This window comes from Luteimonas suaedae (assembly GCF_008312895.1).
In the GTDB taxonomy this organism is placed as follows: Bacteria; Pseudomonadota; Gammaproteobacteria; order Xanthomonadales; family Xanthomonadaceae; genus Luteimonas; species Luteimonas suaedae.
The window spans coordinates 239416-262092 of record NZ_VSSP01000003.1 but is presented as its reverse complement, the minus strand read 5'-3'; the positions used below and the strand labels follow the sequence as shown (position 1 = coordinate 262092).

Genomic DNA, 22677 nt, shown 5'->3' with positions numbered 1-22677 from the left:
TTGGACACGAACGCAAGCACCCGGCGCCAACCTTCAAATTTGCTGCACATTTACGCCGTAGCGTGCCGAGCCTCCGATAGACCGTGAGCCCTTGCATGCCCCCCGCCGCGTCACGCCCGTCGCTACCGCCCATCCTCTGCCTGCCGCTCGCCGGCATGCTTGCCCTGGCCTTCGCCGCCTGTTCGTCGAAAACGCCGCCTGAACAGCCGCCGCCCGAGGTGGGCGTATACACGGTCGCCGCGCAGCGGCTGTCGATGGATCAGACGCTTTCGGGACGCACCGTGGCGCATATGACATCCGACGTGCGACCCCAGGTGGGGGGTATCCTGCGCAAGCGGCTGTTCACCGAGGGCCAGACCGTCGAGGCCGGCCAGGTGCTGTACGAGATCGATCCGGCACCCTACCAGGCGGCGTTCGAGGCCGCGCGCGGCGATCTGGCGCAGGCCGAGGCGGCGGTGCTGTCGGCGAAGCCGAAGGCCGAGCGCTACAAGGCGCTGGTCGCGCTCGACGCGATCAGCCGGCAGGAGGGCGACGACGCGGTTGCGACGTTGCGCCAAGGCGAGGCGGCGGTGCTCGCCGCGCGCGCCGCGCTGCAGACTGCGCGCATCAACCTCGACTACACGCGCATCACCGCGCCGATCGCCGGCCGCATCGGCACGTCGAGCTATACGCCGGGCGCGCTGGTCAGCGCGGGCCAGGCCGATGTGCTGGCGACGATCCAGCAGCTCGATCCGATCTACGTCGACGTTAGCCAGTCGAGCGCGCAGCTGCTGCAGCTGCGGCGCCGGCTCGACGCCGGCCAGCTGAAGGCCGTCGACGGCAAGGCCGAGGTCCGCGTGGTGCTCGAGGACGGCAGCACCCATGCACATGCCGGCACGCTGGAAGTCGTGGACGCGCGGGTCGACGAAGCCACCGGCACGGTGCGCCTGCGTGCTGTCGTGCCCAATCCCGATCACTTGCTGCTGCCAGGCATGTACGTGCGCGCGGTGCTGGCCATGGCGATCGACGAGCAGGCGATCCTTGTGCCGCAGCAGGCCGTCACCCGCGATGCCAAGGGCCAGGCGCAGGTACTGGTGGTCAACGCCGACGGCAAGGTCGAACAGCGTCGGCTGCGCACCGGCGACGCGGTCGGCGACCGCTGGGTCGTCAGCGAGGGCCTCGCCGTCGGCGACCACGTAATCGTCGAAGGCGGCGCACGCGTGCGTCCGGGCATGCAGGCCCGCACTGTCGATGTCGCCTTGGAGGCTGCGGACGCGCCGGCGAAACCTGATGCCGCAAATCCCGATGCCGCCAAGCCCGTCACGCCATCGCCGGACGCCGCCGATACGGTACCGCGCGCTGACGCCGCGGCCGGCTGAGGACCGTCATGGCACGCTTCTTCATCGACCGCCCCATCTTCGCGTGGGTGATCTCGATCGTGATCACGCTCGCGGGCATCCTCGCGATCTCCACGCTGCCCCTCGAGCAGTACCCGGACATCGCGCCGCCGTCGATCACGGTCAGCGCGAGCTACACCGGCGCCTCCGCCGAAACCGTGCAGAACTCGGTGACGCAGATCCTCGAGCAGCAGATGACCGGGCTCGACAACCTGCTGTACATGTCGTCGAGCAGCAGCTCGGCCGGCACCGCGTCGGTGACGCTGACCTTCGACTCCGGCACCGATCCCGACACCGCACAGGTGCAGGTGCAGAACCGGGTCGCGCAGGCCGAGCCGATGCTGCCCGACGTCGTCACCGCGAACGGCGTGACCGTCAATAAATCGGCCAGTGGCAGCATGTTCATGGTGCTGGCGTTCAACTCGACCGACGGCAGCATGGACGCGACCGACATCAGCGACTACATGGTGACGAACCTGCAGGAGCCGATCAGCCGGGTCAGTGGCGTGGGTGGCGCGAGCGTCTTCGGCGCGCAGTACGCCATGCGTATCTGGCTCGACCCCGAGAAGATGCGCCATTACGCGATGATGCCTTCCGACATCGCCGCCGCGATCTCCGCGCAGAACGCCGATGTGTCCTCCGGTGCGCTCGGCGCGCTGCCGGCGGTGGAAGGCCAGCAACTCAACGCCACCGTGACTGCGCGCAGCAAACTGCGAACGGTCGAGGAGTTCGAGGCGATCACCCTGCGCTCGGACACCAGCGGCGCGACGGTCCACCTTCGCGATGTCGCCCGCGTCGAGCTGGGATCCGAGTCCTACGCGTCCAACGCGCGGTTCAACGGGTTGCCGGCATCGGGCATGGGCCTGGAACTGGCGACCGGCGCAAACGCACTGGCGGTGGCCGAAGCGGTGGCGGCGGAACTCGAGGCGCGCGAACCGTATTTCCCCGCCGGGCTGGAGTACCAGATCGCCTACGACACGACACCGTTCGTCCGGATCTCGATCACCGAAGTGGTCAAGACGCTGCTCGAGGCGATCGTGCTGGTCGTGCTGGTGATGTACCTCTTCCTGCAGAACTGGCGCGCGACCCTGATTCCGGTCATCGCGGTGCCGGTGGTGCTGATGGGCACGTTCGGCGTGCTGGCGTTGATGGGCTATTCGATCAACACGCTGACGATGTTCGCGATGGTGCTGGCCATCGGCCTGCTGGTCGACGACGCGATCGTGGTGGTGGAGAACGTCGAGCGCGTGATGTCCGAGGAGGGGCTGTCCCCGCGCGAGGCCACCCGCAAGTCGATGGGGCAGATCACGGGTGCGCTGGTCGGCATCACGACGGTGCTAACCGCCGTCTTCCTGCCCATGGCGTTCTTTGGCGGCGCAACCGGCGAGATCTACCGGCAGTTCTCCGTCACCATCGCCGCAGCGATGATCCTGTCGCTCCTGGTAGCGTTGACACTGAGTCCGGCATTGTGCGCGACCCTGCTCCAGCCGATCGAAAGAGGCGGTCATCCATCGCCCAAGGGCGTGCTCGGTCGCTTCTTCGCCTGGTTCAACGGCAAATTCGACCGTAGCGCCGACGCCTACCAGCGCGGCGTCGGCAAGCTGGCCACACGTCGCGGCTCCGGTGTCATCGTCTACGTACTGCTGATCGGGTTGATGGGCCTTCTGTTCTGGCGCCTGCCCAGCTCATTCCTGCCGCAGGAAGACCAGGGCATGCTGATGGTGATGATCAACACGCCATCCGGCGCGACCGCGCAGCGGACCGGACAAGCGATCGAGACCGCCACCGATTTCATTATGGAGCAGCCCGAAGTCGAGGGCGTGATGACGATCGCCGGCTTCAGCTTCGCCGGCAGCAGCCAGAACTCGGCGATGGGCTTCATCCGGCTCAAGGACTGGGCCGAGCGCGACGCCTCGGCCGAGGACGTGGCCAACCGGATCACCACTACGATGATGGGCTCGCTGCGCGATGCGCAGGTGATCGCGATCTCTCCGCCGGCGATCAGCGGGCTCGGCACCGGCGCCGGCTTCACGCTGCAGCTGCAGGACGTCGGCGGCAACGGTCACGCGGAGCTGGCCGCGGTGCGGGCGAAGCTGCTGGACCTCGCCAGCAGCGATGGCCGGATCACCAGCGTCCGCTACAACGGCCTGGAGGACGCGCCGAACTACCGCGTGGTCATCGACGACGAAAGGGCCGGTGCACTGGGTCTGTCCGCCTCGGACATCAACAGCACGCTGGCCGCGGTCATGGGCGGCAGCTACGTCAACGACTTCCTCAACAACAACCGGGTCAAGCGCGTCTACGTGCAGGGCGAGGCCTATGCGCGCATGCTGCCCGAGGACATCGGTCGGTGGTTCGTGCGCAACGGCGACGGCGGTATGGTTCCGTTTTCTGCCTTCTCCAGCGCCCATTGGTCGTCTGCGCCGCAGGTGCTCGATCGGTTCAATGGCGTCGAAGCGATGGAGATCACCGGCAATGCCGCGCCTGGCACCAGTTCAGGCGACGCGATGGCAGCGATCGCCGAACTGGTCGGCGGGCTCGATGACGAGGTCGGCTACGCGTGGTCGGACTTGTCGTACCAGGAGCAGGCCGCCGGCGCGCAGACCTGGTTGCTGTACGCGCTGTCGCTGGTCTTCGTCTTCCTGTGCCTGGCCGCGCTGTACGAGAGCTGGTCGATCCCGGTCTCGGTGATGCTTGCGGTGCCGGTCGGCATTGTCGGTGCGCTGCTGGCGACCTGGACTCGGGGACTGTCGAACGACATCTACTTCCAGGTCGGCATGCTGGCGGTGATGGGCCTGTCGGCGAAGAACGGCATCCTGATCGTCGAGTTCGCGAAGGAGCTGGAGGAGAAGGGCAAGCCGCTGGTCGAGGCCACGCTGCAGGCCGTGCGTATGCGCCTGCGCCCGATCGTGATGACCTCGCTGGCGTTCATGCTCGGCGTGCTGCCGATGGTCGTCAGCAGTGGCGCTGGATCCGGCGGCCGGCATTCGCTCGGCACCGGCGTCCTCGGCGGCACCCTCGTCTCGACCCTGCTGGGCATCTTCTTCGTGCCCCTGTTCTACGTGATCGTGCGCAGCCTGTTCCCCAGCCGCACACCGGCGCCCACGCACGACACGCCGCTAGCCGGCGAGGTGACCCGATGATCCGTCCCGTCCTGTCCCGGCTGGCACTGGCGCTCGCCTGCGCGGCGGCGCTGGCCGGCTGCGCCAGTCTCGCGCCCCGCTACGAGACGCCGGCGCTACCGGTGCCGGCGAATCTAGGCGGCGCCGCCACTGCGGCCGAGGCTCCGGCCCTCGCCGGCCTCGCATGGGACGACGTGTTCCTCGACCCGCGCCTGCAGCAGGTCATCGCGCTGGCGTTGGAGGAGAACCGCGACCTGCGCATTGCCGTGCTCAATATCGAGCAGGCGCGCGCGCAGTACCGCATCCGCCGCGCGGACGTGCTGCCGAGCGTTGGCGTCACCGCCAGCGAGACCCGTGCGCGCAGCAGCGCCCCGACCAGCTTCGTCGGAAGTTCCGAAGTCGGGCGCAGTGCTTCGGTCGAGGTCGGCTTCAGCGCGTGGGAGCTTGACCTGTTCGGCCGCATCCGCAGCCTCAGCGACCAGGCGCTCGCGACATATCTGTCGACCGAGCAAGCGCAGCGCGACACGCGGCTGAGCGTTGTGGCCGAGGTTGCCGCAGCCTGGCTGGCAGTGTCGGCCGACCAGCAGCGGCTGCAGCTGGCCCGGCGGACACTGGAGAGCCAGCAGGAAACCTTGCGCCTGACCGGTCACCTGCACGCGCAGGGCGTCGCGTCGGGGCTCGAGCTTGCACAGGTGCAAACCAGTGTCGAGCGCGCGCGCGTCGACGTGGCCGCCTTCACCTCCCAGCTCGCGCAGTCGCGCAACGCGCTGGCGCTGGTGGTGGGAGCGCCAGTCGACGCTGCGTTGCTGCCGGACGACACCGCGCTCGATGCAGGTGTTGCGCTGGCGGTATTGCCTCCCAATGTGGATTCACGCGTGCTGTTGCAGCGGCCTGACGTGCGCGCGGCCGAATTCACCCTGCAGGCGGCCAATGCCAATATCGGTGCCGCGCGTGCGGCGTTCTTCCCTTCGATCTCGCTGACGGCGTCGACCGGGCGCGGCAGCGACCAACTGTCGAACCTGTTCGACGGCGGCAACCGTACGTGGTCGTTCGTGCCGACCGTCACGCTGCCGATCTTCCAGGCGGGCGCGCTGCGGGCCGAGCTCGACGTCGCGACGATCCAGAAGGACATCGATATCGCCGGCTACGAACGCGCGATCCAGACCGCGTTCGCCGAAGTCGCCGACACGTTGTCCGCACGCGAGCAGCTCGACGAACGGCTGGAGGCGCAGCGTGCGCTGGTCGACGCGAGCCAGCGAGCCTACGTGCTCTCCGACGCGCGCCACCGCAGCGGCGTCGACAGCTACCTCGACGCGTTGGATGCGCAACGTACGCTATACGCAGCACGGCAGGAGCTGATCGGTTTGCGGCTGACCGAGGCGAACAATCGCGTCACGCTCTATAAGGTATTCGGCGGTGGCGCGGACGCGCACGCAGGAATGTAGGTGATCCATTTGACAGTGGGTGTGCAAGACGAAGCTTTCGTCGGAGGCCACTGCCGCGTGGTCGCGGCTAGGGGCAGTGAGGCGACGATGTCGGCTTTTTTTCCGACACCGGTTTGATCCGCAATCGTGCTTTTGAACAAGGACCTCCCCGGCTGCTTCTCGGTCGCCAATTTCCTGCTCAGGCAGTGGAGCGCCAGGGCCCTGGTCGCCGGGCCTTGACGGTCACCCGCTCTAGTCCTGCGGGTCTATGCATGCGACACGATCTCCCGGAAGGCGGCTGGCGAGGATCAGTGTCTTTACTCAGGCGATGAGGCTCGTACGTCCGGTCCTGCATAATCGGAGCCAGTCCATCCGACGCACCGCGCCCCGGAACAGGAACGCGCCATGATCTCGAACCACGGCAAGGACCAGGCATGGCTGGTCTACGACGGCGAATGTCCGGTCTGTACCACCTGGTGTCGCTATGCCCGCATCCGTGCCGCCGTCGGCGATCTGCATCTGGTAGACGCGCGCCAGCCCGGACCATTGATGGAAGAGATCACCGCCGCCGGGCTCGATATAGACCAGGGCATGGTGCTCAAGTTCAAGGACGTGCTGTATTACGGCCCGGACGCGATATGGATGATGTCTCTCCTCAGTACGCCTTCGGGGCTCTTCAACCGGCTCAACTTCTGGCTTTTCGGCAACCAGCGCAGGGCACGGATTTTCTATCCGGTCGGAAAGGCGTTCCGAAATGTCGTGCTGAAGGTGATGGGCATCGAGTACATCGGCAACCTGCCGAAGGTGACCTGAGGTCGGGTTTCCCGGCATCCAAGCGTCTCGCTGCTGACCACGACCGCGCTGGTGAGCGACGCACCGGCGCCGCGGCGGGCGCAATAACGCCGTGGCACGCATGGCCTGGCTGCCGGCGGTGACGGTCCTCCCGCCCGTGGGACGCTCATTCCCCCGATCGCGTCTTTTCGTGGTCCCGCCGCGTTCGCATTTCGTGGGTGTCGATGGCGACGGCGCATGTGCGTCGGCATCGCAGCCCATCCCACGAATCAGGAAATCGAAATGAGCAAGCTGCAGGACAAGGTCGCCATCGTCACCGGTGCCTCCAAGGGCATCGGCGCTGCCATCGCCCGGGGCCTGGCCGCCGAAGGCGCGTCGGTGGTCGTCAACTACGCGTCGAGCAAGGACGGCGCCGACGCGGTCGTCGACCGGATCGCCGCGGCCGGCGGGCAGGCGATCGCGGTGCGCGGCGACGTGTCGAAGCAGGCCGATGCGCAGGCGATCGTCGATGCGGCGATCGAGCGGTTCGGCCGGCTCGACGTGCTCGTCAACAACTCGGGCGTGTACGGCTTCGCGCCGCTCGAGGAGATCACCGAGGACGAATTCCGCCGCCAGTTCGACGTCAACGTGCTCGGCCTGCTGCTGACCACGCAGGCGGCGGCCCGGCATATGGGCGAGGGGGCCAGCATCATCAATATCGGCTCGGTGATCACCCGTATCGTGCCGCCGGACAGCGCGGTCTATGCCGGCACCAAGGGCGCGGTGGACGCGATCACCGGCGTGCTCGCGCAGGAGCTGGGCCCGCGCAGGATCCGCGTCAATGCGCTGAACCCGGGCATGATCGTCACCGAAGGCACGCAGGCGGCCGGCATCACCGGTTCCGACATGGAAGCCGGCGTGGTGGCGCACACGCCGCTCGGCCGCGTCGGCCAGCCCGACGACATCGCCTCGATCGCGGTGTTCCTGGCCTCGAACGATTCGTACTGGCTGACCGGTGAGCAGCTGTTCGCCGGCGGCGGCATTCGCTGACGGGGATCGGGTCGCCGGTCGGATGACTCGCGCCCCGGCCGTTCGGCGGGGCGGTCGCATCGCGCCGAGATGGTTGACGTCGCCAATGGTAAGAATTAACTTACCGTTCGTGAATACTTACCAAGTAGACCCCTGGACCGCCCTCGGCGACCCGACACGTCGGGCCATCTTCGAGCGGATCGCGGACCGGTCATGCGCCGTCGTCGAGATCGCCCGTGAACTGCCCGTCAGCCGCCCCGCGGTCTCGCAGCACCTGAAGGTGCTCAAGGAGGCCGGCCTGGTGATGGACCACCCGGCCGGAACCCGCCGCATCTACAGCCTCAACCCGGTCGGCGTGGCCGCGCTTCGCGCCGACCTGGAGCGCTTCTGGAGCAAGTCACTGGCCGCCTACAAGCGGATCGCGGAGCAAACCAACGAGGAGGAATCGTGAACACACAGGTAGCGGAAACGTCCGTACGGCTGCAGATCATGGTCGAGGCGCCCATCGAGCGCGCCTTCCGGGTCTTCACCGAGGAGTTCGGCAGTTTCAAGCCGCGCGAGCACAACCTGCTGGCCGTGCCGATCGCGGAGACGGTGTTCGAGCCGCGGGTGGGCGGCCATCTCTACGACCGCGGCGTCGACGGCAGCGAATGCCGCTGGGCGCGGGTCCTGGCCTACGAGCCGCCGGACCGCGTCGTGATCAGCTGGGACATCAGCCCGCGATGGCGTCTGGAAACCGATCCCGCCAAGGCCAGCGAGGTCGAGGTGCGCTTCATCTCCGAGGCGCCGGACCGCACCCGGGTCGAGCTCGAGCACCGCAATCTCGAGCGGCACGGCGACGGCTGGGAGCGCGCGCGTGACGGTGTCGCCGGCGAAGGCGGCTGGCCGCTCTACCTGCGGCGCTACGCGGAGCAGTTGGCGAAGGCGTGAAGGCAGCGAACAGCCGCGGATGGCTGACCCGCGGCCGAATGCCGATCGGCAAGCGCGCGCGTGCGCAGGAAGCGGTGCGACTCGCGCGTCCGACCCTACGTAGTGGAAGCCGGCCCATCCGACGATGCGATCGTCGTAGTGGACGTGCGGATCCGGGTATCTCAAGGGTCAGGGACCGTTTCCCCGGCGTGTCTCGAATGGTGGTCGTGGCATTGCTTTGCAGGAAGAACCGTCCAGTCCACGTGTTGCACCCGTGCGCACGAATCGCTCGTACAGCTGCCCCACGCACTCGGTCCACTGGGTGTGCCCCCGGCCGCCTTGCACGACTTGGACGCGATCGGAGAAGCCCTTGGCGACACGGTCCGTGAACCAAAGCGGCGAGCCGCCGTCGATATCGCCGGAAACGAACATGACGGGTACCGACGAGCGCACCGGCGTTCGGTACTCCGCCGGAAGTGAAGCCTTGGGCCAAGGCTTGCAGGCAACCTGTTGCTGACGCACGCGATAGTCGCCTAGAGCCGTGTCCCGTGACTGAGCCACAATATCCTTCTCATCCAGAAACGCCATGTCCTCGGCGCATGTGATCGAGAAGAACAGGCCCAGGCTGATGGCGGAATCCATCCCCTGCGCTTGTGACAGGATGCCTTCGACGATCGGGCTCCAGTCTCCTTCGTGGGCCTGGTGGATCAGCCACGGGAGTCTTGCGGCGCTCTTGGGCCTGTAGAGCAGTGAGCGAAACCACTCGACGACGCGCCCCCGCTGCATCGGCACGGTGCCGGTGCGGCCGGGAAGGATGGCGCGCACCTCGCCCGCATCCAACCTGGCAAGAATCCGGGCAAACTCGTCGCGCAGGTCGGGGAAGGCTGCGCGGCAGGCGGAATCGGCAGCGCAGGCGCTGAACGTATCTTCCAGGGCTTCTTGCGCCGTTTTTGCCATGACGAGCGGGGTCACCACGTCGATCGGCACGACGCTGCCGAGATACGCAGTCCGCACGCTGTTCGGGTAGGCGCGAAGGTACACCTGTGCGGCCCGTGTCCCGTACGAGCCTGCGAACAGGTTCAGCCGCCCATAGCCGAGCGCCTTTCGGACGCGTTCGAGATCACTTGCGAAGTGAGCGTAGGTGTACTGGGTCAGGTCGGCGCGGGTGCGCAACCGCCGTTCACAACGCGTGACCGCGGCGGGCGGAAAGAAGTCGCGAAGGTTCGGTGCCGGTTCCCCGGCGGAATGGAGGCCGCATCGCAAAGCGCCGGACCGCCCCGTCCCGCGCTGGTCGACCAGCAGGAGGTCGCGGTCGCGGTGCAGCGACGCGAACTGGTCTGCGTACAGCGCGGCCGCGCTGATCGCATCTTCCCCGGGGCCACCCATCAACGGAACGATCGGGTCCGAAAGCGCCTGGCCTCCGGAAGCGGGAACGACGGCCACGCCAATCGAGAGCTGACGACCATCCGGTCGATCGGGATTCTCCGGAACGACCAGCACGCCGCACCGGGCCGCCTGGGCCACGTCCGGGAGGGTGCAAGGCGAAAGAACGATGGTGGGCGCAGGATCTGCGGTCGACTCTCGCAGATTGTTGTCCGCCGCAGAGCCGGGGGGGAACCCGTCCCCCGCAGCTGCCGTGCCTGCCGCGATCAACAGGCTGGCGACGATGGTGCAAGGTCGAAGGGGTCTGAAGGTCATGTCCGGTTCCTCCCTGCACTCCTGCCTGCCCTGGGTTGCCTGCAGCGACATAAGGGGGCGTGACGGCGCGCTTGCAGCGCAAAATCGCGCACATCGCGATGACTTGCAATGGCCGGGGTCGGCGAGCTGACCCGTCGAAGGCGGCCTGAGGCCTTCAACCTCCTTCTTCAAAGGGAGGAAGTAGCCGACGATGTGCCCGGTCAGGCGGCCGCTTCGGCGACCCGCTGTGCGACGTAGTCGCGCAGCACGGTAGTGCCACGGATCGGATGCGCGGGCCACGTTGCGTTGTCCACCGTACGCGCGGTCATCCCCGCATACGACTCTGCCGCGGCCGATGAGAATCCCATCGCCCTGAAGGCCTCTACCCACTGCGGGCGCGGTACCGCCCGTACTTCGACATCGCGCCCGAGGGCGTGCGAAAACGCCTGCGCGACGTCGGCTGGCGTGTAGCGTGCCGGGCCCTCGACGTAGTGGGGGCCTTGGCCCGCGGCGTCGTCGATCATGAGACCGGCCGCCACCTCGCCGATGTCCTCCGGCGCGACCATGGGCAAGCGGAAGTCCGCGGGAATCATGGTGTCCAGGCGGCCCTCCTCCCTGGCCGGATCCACCGCGCCGTCCCAGTTGCTAATGTAATAGGCGGCACGGATCACCTCGACCGCGATCGGCTGGCGCGACAGCAGGCGTTCGAACTCGTGCAGGATACCGAGATCGCCGATGCGCCGCCCCGGCTGGGCGCCGTAAGTGGATTCGGCGACCACCTTTTCCAGGCCCGAGCCCTCGAGCGCCGCGACGATGGCGCGGACGCTGCGATGCTCGGCTTCGTCGGTATCGCTGGACGGCGCGGCGGGTGGGTTGAGCAGGAAGGCGCGGCGGCCGGAGCGGAAGACGTCGCGCAGCGCAGCGGTGTCGAGGATGTCGGCTTCCGCGATCGTGGCGCCGAGCCGTTGCTGGCGCGTCGCTCGCGCCGCGTCGCGGGTCACCACCGTCACCGGCTGGCCGCGGGCCAGCAGCGCGGCGCAGACTGCGCTGCCGACGTGGCCGGTTCCGCCAAGGACGATATGCATCGATCGGTGCTCCATGGTGCGAGGGCGGGAGCGAGGCTACCCGTCGCGGCAGAAGAAATCGGTGAAAGGTGGGTGATGCGTGCCTCAGGCATCGATGCTGGTCATCCGGTCGCGGGATTCGCATGGATCATCCGTTCGCCCGGCTCCGCGAAACGCATGGCGCCCGAGTTCGGTGCGCATCGCACCGTTCCGCCCATGACGCCTCCGCATCCTTGACCTCAATCAAGCTTGAGGCCATACCGTGCGCCCAACGCCAGGAGACCGGGAACACAGCGATGTCGACACCGCTGAAGGACATCCATCTCTACCTGAGCCGCCTGGACTATCCCGCACCGCCGCCGCCGACGCTGGAGACGCTGCGCGAGCTGCAGCGCCGGCACACTGCGGCGTTCGCTTTCGAGACGATCACCACGCTGATGCACGCGCCGGTGCCGGTCGACCTGCCGTCGCTGGAGCGCAAGCTGCTGCACGACGGGCGCGGCGGCTACTGCTTCGAGCTCAACCGCCTGTTCCTGGCGTTGCTGCAACGGCTTGGGTTCGACGCGCGCGGGCTGACCGCGCGGGTGGTGATGGGCGGCCCCGAAGACGCGCTGACCGCGCGCACCCACATGCTGGTGCTGGTGACGATCGACGGCGTCCGCTACGCCGCCGACGTCGGCTTCGGCGGCATGGTGCCGACCGGGCCGCTGCGGCTGGACACCGACGCGCCGCAGGCCACCCCGCACGAAACCTACCGCCTGATCGAACGCGACGGGCAGTACCTGCTGCGCGCGCAGGTGGCGGGCGCGTGGCGCGGCCTGTACGTGTTCGATCTGCAGCCGCAGGCGGAGATCGATTTCGAGGTCGGCAACTGGTACGTCTCCACCCACCCGGATTCGTCGTTCTCCGGCCAGCTGCGCGTCGCCCGTACCGGGCCGGGAGTGCGCAAGACCCTGAGCAACGGCAGCTTCGCCGTCCACCGCCTCGGCGCCCCCAGCGAACGCCGCGAGCTGCCGGACGCCGACGCCGTGCTCGACGTGCTGCGCGACGAATTCGACCTGCGCCTGCCGTCCGGCCCGGCCTTGCGCGAGGCCATCGAAGCCCGGTTGGCGGCGGACAACGCGTGACTCCAGACCGTCATCCAGTGCATGCGGGACTATGAAAGCAGCATGGGACGGGTCGCGCCTACGCGGCGTTCCGGCGCGTGGCGGCCCGGCGCATGCCGCCGGCCGCGAGCGGCGATGCGGCCATCGCGAAGAACAGCCAGTCCCAGGCGCCTTCGGCCAGCAGCATGCCGACGATGCCGGCGATGCAGGCCAGCGCCAGGAGCGTGACCAGCAACAGGGTCTGTCGGCCCTTCATGCTGGTGCTCCGGCCGGCGCCGGGCGGCGCTTGCGCCGGCGGTTCCACCACAGCCACGCCCCGTTGGCGGTGATGAACAAGGTGAGCCAGGTGCAGGCGGTCCACAGCAGCTTCAGCGCCAGGCCGCCGTAGTCGCCGAAGTGCAGCGGCTGCGACAGCACGATCGCTTTCAGGTACCACGGCAGCTGGACCACGGTGCGCACCTGGGCGTTCTCGGCATCCACCAGCGCGACGCGGAACAACCGCTCGTCCAGGCCCTGGCCGCCGACCAGCACGGTGAAGTGCCGGTTGGTGGAGAACTCGGTATCGGGATAGACGACGGAGATGACGTGCCAGCCGGGCGGCGCGGCGCGCAGCGCCGCCGCGTAGACGGCGTCGATGTCGGCTGGCGGCCGCCGCGCGTCCACCGGATCGCCCGAATAGCGCTGCTGCAGCGCGGCCAGTTCCGTGTTCTGCCAGATGCCGGTGGCGATGGTGCCGAAGCCCAGCAGGAAGCCGGTCACGGTGACGGCGAAGGCCCAGCCCAGCACCAGCGCGCCGATGAAGTTGTGCAGGTCCAGCTGCAGCAGGCGCGGCCCGCGGCCGCGGCGCAGGATGCCGAAGGCGATGCGCTTGACGTACGGCGCGTACACCACCAGACCGGACAGCAGCGACACCAGCACCAGCAGGGCGATCGCGGCGCCGATCAGTTCGCCGGCCGGGCCCAGGAACCACTGCGCGTGCAGTTCCAGCAGGAATCCCGTCAGGGTCTTGTCGGTGTCCACGCCCTGCTCGGTCGGCTGCGCGGTGGCCAGGTGGGCGAAGCGCAGCTTGAAGGTCTCGAATCCGTGCGCGTCCTTGGGACCGGTGAACAACAGCAGGACGCCCGGGTGCTCTTCCGGTTCCAGGGCGATGCTGAGCACGCGTTCGTCCGGGAATGCCTCCAGCACGTTGTCCACCGATTCGGCCAGCGGCCGGTGCGGCGCGTCCTCCAGGCCCTGCGCGGTAGGCACCACGCCCATCGCCGCGTCGATCTCCTCGTGGAAGATCAGCACCGTGCCGGTCAGGCACAGGATCAGGAACGGCACGGTGGCGACCAGGCTGGTCCAGCGGTGCAGCCAGAGGTTCAGCCGGAACCAGCGCGAGGGGCGGCGCGCGTCCATGTTCACCAGTCGACCTGCACGCCGGCGTACCAGCTGCGCGGCCGCGGCAGCGCCGCGGTGTCGAACGGCGTCGGCTCCAGGGCGTTGGTGTCGATCTGCAGCGGCGTGCGCTCGTCGAACAGGTTGTCGACGCCGGCGAAGAGATAAGTCCTGCCGAACCGGTAGCCGCCCTTGGCGTTGGCCAGCCAGTAGGGTTCGGTGCGGCCGAGCGGCCGGTTGAGGATGTCCGAGTAGTAGGCATCCGAGTAGCGCGCATTGGCACTGAGTTCGAAACCGCCGGCGCCGCGCCAGGTGAAGCCGGCATTGCCGGTGAAGCTCGGGGCGTGGGCGAACTCGTTGCCCTCGATCCCCGAGTCGGGATACGCCGTCACCTCGGTGTGCAGGTAGCCGAGGTCGGCATGCAGCTCCAGGCCCGGCCGCGCCAGCCAGCGCGCCCCCAGTTCGGCGCCCATGTTGCGGGCGCGGTCGGCATTGCGCACCACCACCGACCAGACGCCCGGATCGGGGTTGAGGTCGAACGGCAGTTGCATGTCGCGGTAGCTGCCATGGAACAGGTTGCCGGTCAGCTGCAGGCGCCCGTCGGCCAGGTCGCCGCGGAAATAGGCCTCGTAGTTGACGACGTACTCGGGGTCGAAGCTGTAGCTGGTGATCGGCACCTCGAAGGTGATGCCGCCGCCGCCGGCGTTGTAGCCGCGTGAGGCGAGCACGCCCAGGGTCCAGGCCGCGCTCGGGCGCCAGGCGAGGCCGAGCTTGGGCATGAAGGCGCTGTATTCCTTGTCGATGTCGATGCTGACCACCACGCCCTCGCCGCCGAAGCGGCGGTGGCGCTCGCGCTCGTAGCGCGCGCCCAGGGTCAGGTCCAGGTCCTCGCGCAACGCGATCGTGCCTTCGCCGTAGACGGCTTCGGTGCGGATGTGGTCCTCGAAGCGCTCGTGGACCGGGAAGTCGATGAATTCGTCCTGGTCGGCACGCATCAGGTAGATCCCGGCGATGCCGTCGATCCGCGAACCGGCGGACCGTTCCAGCACCAGGCGCGGTTCGAGCACGTATTCGCGGTTGTCGATCCGGGCGATGCCGCTGCCGGCCGGCGCGAACCGGTCGACGTGCAGGTCGGTCGCGGTCAGCAGGTTCTCCCAGCGCAGGCGGTCGTCGATCTGCCACTGGGTGTCGGCGATGACGGCGTTGGTGCGCGGTGCGAACACCGGCATCTCGGGGGTGGCGGGCCTTTCGTCCTCGAACGGCCGCGCGACCATCTCCGCCTGCGGCGCGTGCGACTGGGCGTGCTGGAAGGTCAGCAGCGCGCTGAAGTCGGGCAGGGCGTCGGGCTTGAACAACAGCTTGCCGCGCAGGGTGCGGTTCTCGAACTTGCCGGGATCGCGCGTGCCGGGAAAGCCGGTGAAATCCAGGTAGCTGTCCTGGCGCTGCACGTCGCCGGCCAGCCGGAACGCGACCTGGTCGCCGGCGAAGGGCCCGGACAGATAGAAGGCGCCCTGGCGGCGGCCGTGCTCGCCGCCGAGCAGGCGCAGGCCGCCTTCATGGGCCCAGGCGGGATCCTTGGTCTTGATCGCCAGGGTGCCGGCGATGGCGTTGCGCCCCTGCAGCAGGCTTTGCGGGCCGCGCAGCAGTTCCGCCTGTTCCACGTCCCAGAGCGAACTGCCGGAGAACACCAGTTCGTTGTAGCTGACCGCGCGGCCGTCCATCGACACGTTCAGCCGCGGCCGGGTGCCGGCGAAGAACGCGTCCGCGCCCTGGGCCGGGCCGGTGCCGTCCACGCCGCGCACCGCCGGCGCGTAGTTGCCGGTGCCCACGCTGGTGACGTTGGCCGCGTTGGCCAGCACGCCGCGGCTGTCGTCGAGCCCGCGCGACTGCAGGGCCCGGTCGTCCAGTACGACCGTGCTGGTGGCGGTGTCCTGCTGCGAGCGCCCCTGCTTCTCGGCCGTGACCACGACCCGGTCGAGCGTGGTGGCCTGCTGGGCCGCGGAGGCGACATCCTGGGCCTGGGCGGTGCCCGAGGCGAGGGCGGCCGCGACGGCTGCGTATATCAAATGGCGGGCGGGGTCGGGGACGGAGCGAAGCGTGTTCGGGGGCATGGTCTCTGCGCGGCCTGGAGGCGAGAACCCGGCGGCGTCTCCCAACGCGGACCAGGTAGATCGACCATTATATAAATGAGAATCATTATCGGACAATAGCGCGTCGGTCCTGAAATGCCCGGCCGGACGTCTGCCGGGATCTCGCCTTCGGCGTATCGCCGCGATCGGTTCCCGCCCACGAGCGCCACGCCGTGTTTCCAGCGCGACCGGCCGCGGCGGAGCGACGCCTGCCATGCGTGCGCGCAGGAGTTCTCGCTGCGGATCAGGCGGCCGACGCCCTGCCTGGCAGGCCGGGCCACGGACGTGATCGGCAGGCATGAGCCAAAGATCCGGGGGAGGTGGTTGCGCCGGTCAATCGTCTCCGTCCCCTTGCGGCTCGCGCCGGGCTGGCATCATCGCGCCATGCCGCCCACCCTCGACCACCTGCGCCGCTACGCCGTCGCGCGCACGCTGTTCCGGCCGACGACGCTCATGCGCGCGATCGAGCGGCTGGGTTTCGTGCAGGCCGATCCGATCCGCGCGCCGGCGCGCGCGCAGGACCTGACCCTGCGCCACCGCGTCCGCGACTATCGCGCGGGCGACCTGGAGCGGCGCTACCCGCGGCTGGCGCTGGAAGAGGACTTCTTCGTCAACTACGGCTTCCTGCCGCGCGCCCACCAGGCGCTGATGCATCCGCGCACCGCGCGCCAGGCGTGGACGCCGGCGCGCTGGAAGCAGGCGCATGCGGTGCGCGAGTTCATCGCCGCGCGCGGCGCGGTGCATCCGCGCGAGGTCGATGCGCACTTCGCGCACGGCAAGGCCACCAACTGGTTCGGCGGCTCGTCCAACGCCAGCACGCAGCTGCTCGACGAGATGCACTACCGCGGCCTGCTGCGGGTCGTGCGCCGCAACGGCGGCACGCGGGTCTACGCGGCGCGCGAGGATGCCGCGCCGGTGGACGCCGCCGCCGTCGACGCGCGCATGGACGCACTGGTGGAGCTGGCGGTGCGCAAGTACGCGCCGCTGCCGCTGGCCAGCCTGCGGCAGTTGATGCTGCACTTGCGCCGCGCCGCGCCGCAGTGGGACGACGCGCGTGCACCGGCGCTGGCGCGCGCCAAGCAGCGCCTCGCACAGGCGCGCGTGGCCGGCGTCGACTGGCTGTGGCCGGCCGACGAAAGCCCCACCGGCCGGCGCTGGACGCCCGATGCCTCGGTGCGCCTGCTCACGCCGTTCGACCCGGTCGTCTGGGACCGCCGCCGCTTCGAACTGTTCTGGGGCTGGGGCTACCGCTTCGAGGCCTACACGCCCGCGCCGAAGCGCAAACGGGGCTATTACGCGCTGCCGCTGCTCTGGCAGGACCGGGTCATCGGCTGGGGCAACCTGGCCGTCGCCGGCGGTGCGCTACGGAGCGAGATCCGCTACGTCGACGGCCGCGCGCCGCGTGATGCAGCCTTCCGCGACGGCCTGGAAGCCGAACTCGCGCGGATGCGCATTTTTCTCGGGCTCGAGGATTGATCGCCCGCGCAGCAGAGATCCGTAGGAGCGCGCCATGCGCGCGATGCCGCGGGTGTCTCGGGTCTTCGGTGATCAGCGGCCCCGCGCGAGCCGGAAGGCGCACCGGTGGGCGGACATCGCAGGCGGCGCCATGCCCGCGGCATCGCGCATGGCGCGCTCCTACGAAGTAGCGGCGCACGACTGTGGTGTCCCGAAATCGAGCGAAGCAACTCAGGTCAACTCCATTCGTGCCAAGGACGAATAGCGCCTGAAGATGCTTCGCCTGTTTGCATGGACACGCAAGGCATCGGCCGAACGGCCCAGGCACACGGCCGGAGATCCGTAGGAGCGCGCCATGCGCGCGATGCCGCGGGTGTCTGAGGTCTTCGATTATCGGCGGCTCCGCCGCGAGCCGGAGGGCACACCGGTAGGTGGACGTCGCAGGCGGGGCAATGCCCGCGGTATCGCGCGCATGGCGCGCTCCTACGGAGCGGCGGCGCACGGCTGTGGTCTCCCGCGTCCGGGCGAAGCACCTTCGGTAAGCGCCGTTCCTGGCGGTGACGTATCACCGCCACTGCAACAGGCAGGATGCCGCCAATGGAAGGCGTGTCCGTCGGCAGGGCTGCCGTCAGCCCAGCCAGCCCGGGCTCAGGCGCGGCCGCGCAGCAGTCCGGCAGTGCGCTCGCGCAGCGCGAGCACCGCGACCAGCAGGCAGGGCAGGAAGGTGAGCGTGACCACCGCCGAGGTGGCGATGCCGAACAGCACGATCGCGCCGAGGCCGCGGTAAAGCTCGGTGCCGGCGCCCGGGATCAGCACCAGCGGCGAGAGGCCGAAGAGGGTGGTGCAGGTGGACATCAGGATCGGCCGCAGCCGGGTGCGCACGGCGTCGTTCACGGCCGCCACGGTCGAGGCCGCGCCTTCCTCGAGCCGCTTGTAGGTCTCGAGCACGATCAGGATCGGGTTGTTGACCACGGTGCCGAGCAGCACCAGGAAACCCAGCAGGGTGATCATGTCGAACGACTGCTCGATCCGCCCCAGGCCGAGCGCGCCGAGCAACGCGCCCAGCCCGTTGAGCAGCGCCAGCCCGACGATGCCGCCGGCGATGCCCAGCGGCACCGTCGCCATCACGAACAGCGGCCGCCCCCAGTGGCGGAAGATCGCCACCAGCAGCAGGTACGACAGCAGCAGCGCGATCGCGAAGTTGCCGGCCACCGCCTCGCGGGTGGCGTCGAGCTGGTCGCTGGCGCCGGAGATGTCGACCGAGACGTCCGCCGGGATCTCGCCGTCGGCGCGCATCGCCGCGATCAGTTCCTCGCGTACGCGCGCCACGCCGGTCTCCAGCGCGACCGACCGCGGCGGGATGATGTTGAGGGTCACGGTGCGGCGGCCGTCGAGCCGGCGGATGCTGTCGGTGCCGGCGGACTCGCGCAGTTCGGCCAGCGCCGAGACCGGCAGCACCGCGCCGGAGGGAGTGGCGACCGGCAGGTCGCGCAGGCGGTCGAGGCGCTGCTCGCTGCCGGCGCTGCTGAACAGGAAGATGTCGACCTTGCGGTCGTCCAGGATCATCTCGTCGGCGAACGCGCCGTCGCTGAGCGCCGCCACCGAATAGCCGAACCCGTCCGCGTCCAGTCCCACCTCGGCCAGGCGCTCCCAGCGCGGCTGCAGTTCCAGCAGCGGCTGGTCGAGACTGAGCGTGCTGGGGTCGGAGCCGATGCGGGCGCCGTCGAACAGCGCCTCGGCCCGGGCGAAGGCGCGCTCGGCCACCTGGTAGATCGCGGCGAGTTCGAGGCCGGAGATGTCGAGGTTGATGCTGCGGGTGCCGCCGTCGTTGCTGGAGATGATCGAGCCGCGCGAGGAGAACGCGCGCATGCCGGGGTAGGCGAGGAAGCGCGCGTCCAGTGCGTCCATCAGCGCGTCGATGTCGCCCGGCGCCTTCGGCTCGGCGATGATGCGCAGCCCCTGCGGATCCACCGAGAGGTTGAAGTAGGCCAGCGCCGGCATGTCGGTGTCGCCGGCGGCGAAGCGCCCGGGCGGGTCGTCCAGGTGCGGCAGCAGGCCTTCGGTCAGCTCGCGCGCGATCGACGCCATCTCGGTGAGGTTGTAGCCGGGCGGCGCGATCATGCGCGAGAACGTTTTCGGCTCCTCGCCTTCGGGCAGGTACTCGGCCGGCGGCGTGAGCAGCGTCAGCGCGAGCGCCGCGGTCGCCACCGTGCCGCCCAGCACCAGCGCCCGGCGCCGCGGCCCGCGGCTGAGCCAGCCGATGCGGTCGCCGATGCGGCCGAACGCGTCCTCGCCGGGCGTGTGCTGGCGGCTGTCGTACGCGGGCGCCAGGCGCGCGCTCAGGGCGGGCACCACCGTCACCGCCACCGCCATCGAGGCGAGGATGGAGGCGGAAATGGCGATTGCGACGTCCGAGTACAGCTGCCCGGCTTCTTCCTGCACGAACAGGATCGGCGCGAACACCAGCACCGTAGTCAGGGTGGAGGCCAGCACGGCCGGCCACACCCGGCTCACGCCCGCCACCGCCGCCTCGAGCCGTTGCAGTCCGCGTCGGCGCGCCTGGTCGATGCTTTCCAGCACCACGATGGTGTTGTCCACCGTCATGCCGATCGCGAACGCCACCCCGGCCATCGAGATCACGTTGAGCGTGCGTCCGGCCAGCAGCAGCCCGACGAAGGCGGCGATGGTGCAGATCGGGATCGCGACCACGCCGGTCAGGGTGGTGCGCACCGAGCGCAGGAACGCGAGCATCACCAGCGTGGCGAGCAGCGCACCCAGGACGAGGTTGCGCACGACGTTCCCGATCGATTCCTCCACGTAGCGCACGTCGTCGGTGGTGAGCGTCATCTCCAGCCCGAGCGGCGCCAGCAGCTCGGCGTTGATCGCCTCGATCTCGGGCAGCACCGCGTACTTGATCTGGATGACGTTGGAACCCGGCTCGCGCCGCAGCGACAGGCTGAGCGCGGGCTTGCCGTTGTTGAACGACAGGTCGCGGCGCTCGAAGTGCTCGAGGCGGATCTCCGCCAGGTCGGACAGCCGCACCAGCGCGCCGTCGCGTTCGGCGACGATCAGGCCGCCGATGTCGCCGGCCTCGCGGAAGCGGCCCACGGTGCGCACCAGGAAGCGCCGCTTGCCGCTGTCGAGGTCGCCGCCGGAGCTGTCGACGTTGCGCGCCCGCAGCGCATCGCGCACGTCGCGCATGGCGAGCCCGCGTTCGGCCAAGCGGTCCGGGTCGACCTCGATGCGGACCTGGCGCTCGGCCGCGCCGCCCACCTGCACCAGCGACACGCCCGGCACGCGCTCCAGCCGCGTGCGCACCTCGTCCTCCACGAAGTTGCGCATCATGTCCAGGTCGAGATCCAGCGTGCTGTCCTCGCGTGCGCCGATCCGGAAGTACATGAACGCGTTTTCGGAGAACGAGCTGGTGGTCAGCGCCGGTTCGTCGACGTTCTCCGGGTAGTCGGAGACCTGGCTGAGCGCGTTGTTGGTGCGGATCAGTGCCTCGTTGACGTCGACGCCGAACGGGAACTCGAGTTCGATGCTGGCGCGCCCGGTGCTGGCGGTGGAGACCATCCGGCGCAGGTCGGGCAGGGTGCGCAGGTACTGCTCCTGCTCGATCAGGATCTCCTTCTCGACGTCCTGCGGGGTGGCGCCGGGCCAGCGCGTGTCGACGCTGATGGTGCGCACCTCCAGGTCGGGGATCATCTGCACCGGCACCCGCAGCGCGGCGGCGATCCCCAGCACACACAGGATCAGCACCGCGACCGCGATCAGGGTGCCGTGGCGGAGGACGTGGTCGAATCCCACCGGTCAGTGCCCGGCCACGTCCACCGGCTGGCCGTCCGTCAGCGCCTCGTTGCCGCGCACCACCACGCGCTGGCCGGGCTGCAGGTCGCCGGACACCGCGACCAGATCGTCGCGCTCGCGCAGCACCCGCACGCTGCGCCGGCGCGCCACCGGGCGGGTTTCGCCGTCCTCGACGACGGCATCCTCGGCTACGGCATCCTCGATCACGAACAGGCTGTGGCCGCCGTCGGGCTGGCGCAGCAGTGCGTCGCGGCTGACCGCGAGCGCCGGCGCCTCCGCCGGCAGGTCGATCTCGGCGCGCGCCGAGGTGCCCGGCAGCAGGCGCGCTTCGGGATCGTCGATCAGCAGGCGCAGCAGGAAGGTGCGGGCGCCGGGGTCGGTGACCGGGACGCGCGCGCCGATCCGCGCCGGCAGCGGCGCGTCGCCGAGCGCGTCGGCGAACACGCGCACCCGGGCGTCGCCGTCGAGCTGGCCGAAACGCTCCTGCGGCGCGCGCAGGTCCAGGCGCACGCGGTCGGTGGCCACCAGCGACAGCACCGGCGTGCCGCGCTGCACCCATTCGCCGGCCTCGGTGAGTTTCTCCGCCACCACGCCGTCGAACGGCGCAGGCAGCACGTGGCGCTCGACCAACTCGGCCTGCTCGCGCGCGCTGGCGTGGGCGGATTCCAGGGCGGCCTGCGCCAGGCGCAGTTCTGACGCGCGCGCCTCGACCTGGCTGGCGGCGATGTACTGGTCTTCGCCCAGGCGCTGCGCCTCGGCGAACAGGCGTTCGGCCTCGCGCGCCGCGGCTTCCGCTTCTGCCACCTGCGCGCGGACGCGCGCGAGCGTCTGCCGGCCCACGGCGGGGTCGAGCTCGACCAGCACCTGGCCGGCCTCGACCCGGTCGCCGGCGTCCACGTGCACGTGCGCGACCAGGCCGTCGACGCGGGGCGACAGCTGCGCATCGCGTGCGGCCGTCAGCGTGCCGGTCAGCGAGAAGCGTTCGCCGAACGTGGCCTCCTCCGCCACGGCCACGGCGACCCGCACCGCTTCGGTGTCGTCGCCGTCCTGCTCCTGTGCGCCGCAGGCGGCGAGCAGCAGGAGGGCGGCAAAGAGCAGTCGCATCCTGGCAGCCATGGTCTCCGGTCGTCGCCCGTTACGGTGAAAAACTAGCATGCGGCCCGCGTGTCCTCTTCATCACGCGGAACGATCGCCGCCCCGGCAACTTCGCCCGGTTGGGCGCCTCGATCATCGCAAGATGTCGCGCCGCGGCCCGGTGACACGCTTTGATACAGATCGGCGGCGGCCATCGCCCACGGGTGTGATCCGCATTGCGCCGCGTCGCCATCGCCCGCGGGAACGCACCGGTCGCTTTGCTCCCCTCTCCCGTTTTACGGGAGAGGGGCTGGGGGTGAGGGCGCTCTTCGCGAGAGATCAAGCGCCCTCACCCCG

17 protein-coding genes are annotated in these 22677 nt (G+C 69.4%); 10 read left to right on the top strand and 7 right to left on the bottom strand.

Features of this window, described 5'->3' with window-relative positions; all coding sequences use genetic code 11:
• The first annotated feature begins 95 nt into the window (after positions 1-95).
• From FXO19_RS07355 to FXO19_RS07325, 7 genes are all read left to right on the top strand, one after another.
• Positions 96-1358 carry an efflux RND transporter periplasmic adaptor subunit gene (locus tag FXO19_RS07355; protein WP_425481453.1) on the top strand — a complete coding sequence of 421 codons (1263 nt, stop codon included), beginning with the start codon at positions 96-98 and terminating at the stop codon, positions 1356-1358.
• Between the two features lie 8 nt (positions 1359-1366).
• Positions 1367-4519 (top strand): efflux RND transporter permease subunit, encoded by a 3153-nt coding sequence (locus tag FXO19_RS07350; RefSeq protein WP_149194418.1) that lies wholly within the window; start codon positions 1367-1369, stop codon positions 4517-4519.
• On the top strand, positions 4516-5943 hold the full coding sequence (locus FXO19_RS07345) for an efflux transporter outer membrane subunit (protein WP_149194417.1): 1428 nt from the start codon (positions 4516-4518) through the stop codon (positions 5941-5943). Before FXO19_RS07350 ends, FXO19_RS07345 begins: the two co-directional genes overlap by 4 nt.
• A 384-nt stretch (positions 5944-6327) precedes the next feature.
• Entirely contained in the window at positions 6328-6735 is a 408-nt protein-coding gene (locus tag FXO19_RS07340; protein ID WP_149194416.1) for a DCC1-like thiol-disulfide oxidoreductase family protein, read from the top strand.
• 261 nt (positions 6736-6996) lie between these two features.
• Positions 6997-7743: a glucose 1-dehydrogenase gene (locus tag FXO19_RS07335; protein WP_149194415.1), complete on the top strand. Its 747-nt coding sequence runs from the start codon at positions 6997-6999 to the stop codon at positions 7741-7743.
• A 109-nt stretch (positions 7744-7852) separates the two neighbouring features.
• Positions 7853-8173, top strand: coding sequence for an ArsR/SmtB family transcription factor (locus FXO19_RS07330; RefSeq protein ID WP_149194414.1), 321 nt, complete (start codon positions 7853-7855; stop codon positions 8171-8173).
• Positions 8170-8652, top strand: a complete 483-nt coding sequence (locus FXO19_RS07325) for an SRPBCC family protein (protein ID WP_255516336.1) — start codon at positions 8170-8172, stop codon at positions 8650-8652. The genes FXO19_RS07330 and FXO19_RS07325 overlap by 4 nt, the downstream gene beginning before the upstream one ends.
• A gap of 168 nt (positions 8653-8820) precedes the next feature.
• Here FXO19_RS07325 and FXO19_RS07320 read toward each other — a convergent pair whose 3' ends face one another.
• Positions 8821-10329 (bottom strand): alpha/beta hydrolase, encoded by a 1509-nt coding sequence (locus tag FXO19_RS07320; protein WP_187775672.1) that lies wholly within the window; start codon positions 10327-10329, stop codon positions 8821-8823.
• 200 nt (positions 10330-10529) lie between these two features.
• Entirely contained in the window at positions 10530-11393 is an 864-nt protein-coding gene (locus FXO19_RS07315; RefSeq protein WP_149194412.1) for an NmrA family NAD(P)-binding protein, read from the bottom strand.
• A gap of 275 nt (positions 11394-11668) precedes the next feature.
• On the opposite strand from FXO19_RS07315, the gene FXO19_RS07310 reads away from it, so the two are divergent.
• Entirely contained in the window at positions 11669-12499 is an 831-nt protein-coding gene (locus tag FXO19_RS07310) for an arylamine N-acetyltransferase family protein (protein ID WP_149194411.1), read from the top strand.
• 58 nt (positions 12500-12557) lie between these two features.
• On the opposite strand, the gene FXO19_RS19165 is transcribed toward FXO19_RS07310, so the two are convergent.
• Genes FXO19_RS19165 through FXO19_RS07300 form a run of 3 tightly spaced genes read right to left on the bottom strand, consistent with a single transcriptional unit; the run spans position 12558 to position 15921 of the window.
• On the bottom strand, positions 12558-12734 hold the full coding sequence (locus FXO19_RS19165) for a hypothetical protein (RefSeq protein WP_187775671.1): 177 nt from the start codon (positions 12732-12734) through the stop codon (positions 12558-12560).
• The gene (locus tag FXO19_RS07305; RefSeq protein WP_149194410.1) at positions 12731-13876 is read right to left on the bottom strand and encodes a PepSY-associated TM helix domain-containing protein; all 1146 of its coding nucleotides are present in this window, start codon (positions 13874-13876) and stop codon (positions 12731-12733) included. The genes FXO19_RS19165 and FXO19_RS07305 overlap by 4 nt, the downstream gene beginning before the upstream one ends.
• 2 nt (positions 13877-13878) lie before the next feature.
• Entirely contained in the window at positions 13879-15921 is a 2043-nt protein-coding gene (locus FXO19_RS07300; RefSeq protein ID WP_149194409.1) for a TonB-dependent receptor, read from the bottom strand.
• A gap of 447 nt (positions 15922-16368) precedes the next feature.
• Here FXO19_RS07300 and FXO19_RS07295 point away from each other — a divergent pair, with 447 nt between their 5' ends.
• Together FXO19_RS07295 and FXO19_RS07290 are read left to right on the top strand one after the other, a co-directional pair.
• Entirely contained in the window at positions 16369-17460 is a 1092-nt protein-coding gene (locus FXO19_RS07295; protein ID WP_149194408.1) for a DNA glycosylase AlkZ-like family protein, read from the top strand.
• 34 nt (positions 17461-17494) lie between these two features.
• On the top strand, positions 17495-17704 hold the full coding sequence (locus FXO19_RS07290) for a hypothetical protein (protein ID WP_149194407.1): 210 nt from the start codon (positions 17495-17497) through the stop codon (positions 17702-17704).
• Positions 17705-18087: 383 nt separating this feature from the next.
• Here FXO19_RS07290 and FXO19_RS07285 read toward each other — a convergent pair whose 3' ends face one another.
• Positions 18088-21246, bottom strand: a complete 3159-nt coding sequence (locus FXO19_RS07285) for an efflux RND transporter permease subunit (protein ID WP_149194406.1) — start codon at positions 21244-21246, stop codon at positions 18088-18090.
• A 3-nt stretch (positions 21247-21249) separates the two neighbouring features.
• Positions 21250-22350, bottom strand: a complete 1101-nt coding sequence (locus FXO19_RS07280) for an efflux RND transporter periplasmic adaptor subunit (protein WP_149194405.1) — start codon at positions 22348-22350, stop codon at positions 21250-21252.
• Positions 22351-22677 lie beyond the last annotated feature (327 nt).